3 protein-coding genes are annotated in these 2678 nt (G+C 73.7%); all 3 read left to right on the top strand.

Translation table 11 applies throughout. The features are described from left to right. A partial coding sequence (locus tag VI078_02395; GenBank protein HEY5998132.1) for a lysylphosphatidylglycerol synthase transmembrane domain-containing protein occupies positions 1 to 823 on the top strand: 823 nt, incomplete at its 5' end. Positions 824 to 1045: 222 nt separating this feature from the next. Continuing rightward, the gene (gene tatA, locus VI078_02390) at positions 1046 to 1243 is read left to right on the top strand and encodes a twin-arginine translocase TatA/TatE family subunit (protein ID HEY5998131.1); all 198 of its coding nucleotides are present in this window, start codon (positions 1046 to 1048) and stop codon (positions 1241 to 1243) included. Positions 1244 to 1298: 55 nt separating this feature from the next. Then, on the top strand, positions 1299 to 2543 hold the full coding sequence (glp, locus tag VI078_02385; protein HEY5998130.1) for a gephyrin-like molybdotransferase Glp: 1245 nt from the start codon (positions 1299 to 1301) through the stop codon (positions 2541 to 2543). Positions 2544 to 2678 lie beyond the last annotated feature (135 nt).

Genomic DNA, 2678 nt, shown 5'->3' with positions numbered 1-2678 from the left:
GCGCTGGCGGGCCCTCGTGCGCCCGCTGGCCCCCATCCCGGCGCGCCGGCTGCTGCCGCCGCTCTCGATCGGCTTCATGGTGAACTTCCTCTTCCCCGGACGCGCCGGCGAGGTCGTGCGCGTCTGGCTGCTCGGCCGCGGGGGACAGATCAGCGCAAGCGCGGCGTTCGCCACCGTGGTGGTCGAGCGCCTCTTCGACGGCCTCGCGGTGATCTGCTTTCTCGCGCCCGTACCGTTCCTGGTGAAGGTCGGCGACCCCGTGCTCATGGCCCGCGTCCGCTGGGCGGCGTTGCTGCTGCCGGCGGCGTATGCCGTGGTCCTCGTGGCGCTCTACCTGCTCGGCCACCACCGCGAGGCCCTCGCCGCCTTCCTCGCGCGCCACCCGATCGTCCAGGGCCGCCCGCTCCTGGCGCGCGGGGTGGGCCTGGTCGAGCGCTTCTGCGAGGGCCTCGGCGTCCTGCGCTCCTGGCGCTCGCTCGTGGCGACTGCCGCCTACTCGCTCGTGATCTGGGGCGTGGGCGGGCTCTCCAACGCGCTGATGATGCACGCGATCGGCCTGGACCTGCCAGGATACGCGCCGTTCTTCCTGCTGGTCATGCAGGCGGTGGGCGTGGTGATCCCCACGCCCGGATTCGTCGGCCCCTTCCAGTACGCGCACGTGGTCGCCCTCGGCGTCTACGGCGTCCCGCAGGGCACGGCGCTCTCGCTGGCGCTGCTGATCCACGCCGGCATCTTCGCGGCGATCCTCATCCCGGGATTCTGGTTCGCGGCGCGCGAGCACCTCGGCTTGCGCGACCTCTCCCGCGCTACCCAGCAGGAGTGAGATCCGCGCGTGCGCGCGGATCCAGCGGGGCAGGCCTGTCGACACGCCTCGTGTCGAGATGGTACGCGGCATGTGGACGCGCGGGACTTGTCGGAGGCCACGGGAAGGGCGCAGGTTGAGTCTCCCGATCCGCGCGTGGGCGCGGAGGGAGTGAGGCCCGATTCTGTTGCATTCTCGGGGGGAAGGACTTAGTATGCCCCCCGGCAGAGGAGGTGAAGAACCATGTTCGGAATCGGCATGACCGAGCTGCTGGTTGTGCTGGCGATCGTCCTCGTCATCTTTGGCGCCAACAAACTGCCCGAGATCGGCAAGGGGATGGGCCAGGCGATCGGCAACTTCAAGAAGTCGATGAAGGAAGCCAACGAGATCGACGTCACGCCCGAGAAGAAGAAGATCGAGGGCGAAGAGAAGAAGTCCTAGTTTCCCGGACCCGCGGCGGCGCGCCTCAAGCGGCGCCGCCGGCGGGTGTCAGTCCATGAGCGAGCGCAGCGGGGCCACCGGTTTCTTCCAGGTCGCCGGCACGCGCGAGATCCTCGAGGCGTTCTCGTGGGTCGCGCCGCGCCGGACGGAGCGCGTTCCCCTGCTCGACGCCCTCGGCCGGGCGCTGGCCGGCGACGCGGTCGCGCCCATCGACATCCCGCACTTCACCCGCGCGGCGATGGACGGCTACGCGGTCGGCGCGGCCGACACCTTCGGCGCCTCCGAGTCCCAGCCGGCCTACCTCACCCTGCGCGGCGGCATCCCGATGGGGACCGCGCCCGAGACGCGGCTCGGCCCCGGGGAGGCGCTGCGCATCGCCACCGGCGGCATGCTCCCCCACGGCGCGGACGCGGTGGTCATGTGGGAGCGCACGCGCGAGGGCGACGACCTCCTGGAGGTCTACCGCCCCGTCGCGCCCGGCGAGCACGTCGTCACCGTCGGCGAGGACGTCCGCGAGGGCGAGCGGGTGCTCGCCGCGGGGCGCATCCTGCGGCCGGCGGACCTCGGGCTGCTGGCGGGCCTCGGGGTGACGGAGGCCGAGGTCGTGCGCCGGCCGCGCGTCGCCGTCATCTCTACGGGCGACGAGCTCGTCGGCCCGGAGGAGACGCCGGGCCCCGGCCAGGTGCGCAACGTGAACCAGTACTCCCTCGGCGCGTGGGTGCGCCGCTGCGGGGGCGAGCCGCTGCTGCTCGGGCGCGTCCCCGACGAGGAGGAGGCGATCCTCGAGCGGGTGCGCGCCGGCGTGGCCGCGGCGGACCTGGTGCTGATCTCCGGGGGCAGCTCGGCCGGCGCGCGCGACCTCACGCGCGGCGTGGTCGAGTCCCTCGGCGAGCCGGGCCTGCTCTTCCACGGGATCGCGGTGCGCCCGGGCAAGCCGACGGTCGTCGGCGCGCACCGGGGCATCCCGGTCTTCGGCCTCCCCGGGCACCCGATCTCGGCGATGGTGATCTTCCTGGTGCTGGTGCGGCCGCTGATCGAGCGCATGCTCGGCGTGCCGCCCGGAGAGTCCGGCGTCACGGTGCTCGCGCGACTCGCCGACAACCTCCCCTCCCAGGCGGGGCGGGAGGACTACTACCAGGTGACGCTGCGGCGCGGGGCCGCAGGCATGGAGGCGGTCCCGGTCTTCCGCAAGTCCGGCCTCGTCAGCGCGATGGTGCGCGGCCGCGGGATGGTCCGCGTGCCGGCCGAGCGCGAGGGGCTGGAGGCGGGCGAGCTCGTCGAGATCGAGATCCTCGCATGAGCGGCGGGAAGGGCCGCCGCTACCTGCGCCGGCTCGGCGCCGACGAGGCGCGCCGCGCCTTCTTCGAGCGGGTGGGCGCGGCGCGCCCCCGCCCCGCGCCGGAGCTCGTGCCGACCGGCGAGGCCCTCGGGCGCG

This window comes from bacterium (assembly GCA_036524115.1).
Lineage (GTDB): Bacteria > JAUVQV01 > JAUVQV01 > JAUVQV01 > DATDCY01 > DATDCY01.
The sequence above is the reverse complement of the archived record's forward strand: the minus strand, read 5'-3'. Positions and strand labels throughout refer to the sequence as shown.

What these genes read in the sequence shown, in the direction of transcription:
- tatA (HEY5998131.1), top strand. Translation starts at nt 1,046, where the DNA reads ATGTTCGGAATCGGCATGACCGAGCTGCTGGTTGTGCTGGCGATCGTC.
- glp (HEY5998130.1), top strand. Translation starts at nt 1,299, where the DNA reads ATGAGCGAGCGCAGCGGGGCCACCGGTTTCTTCCAGGTCGCCGGCACG.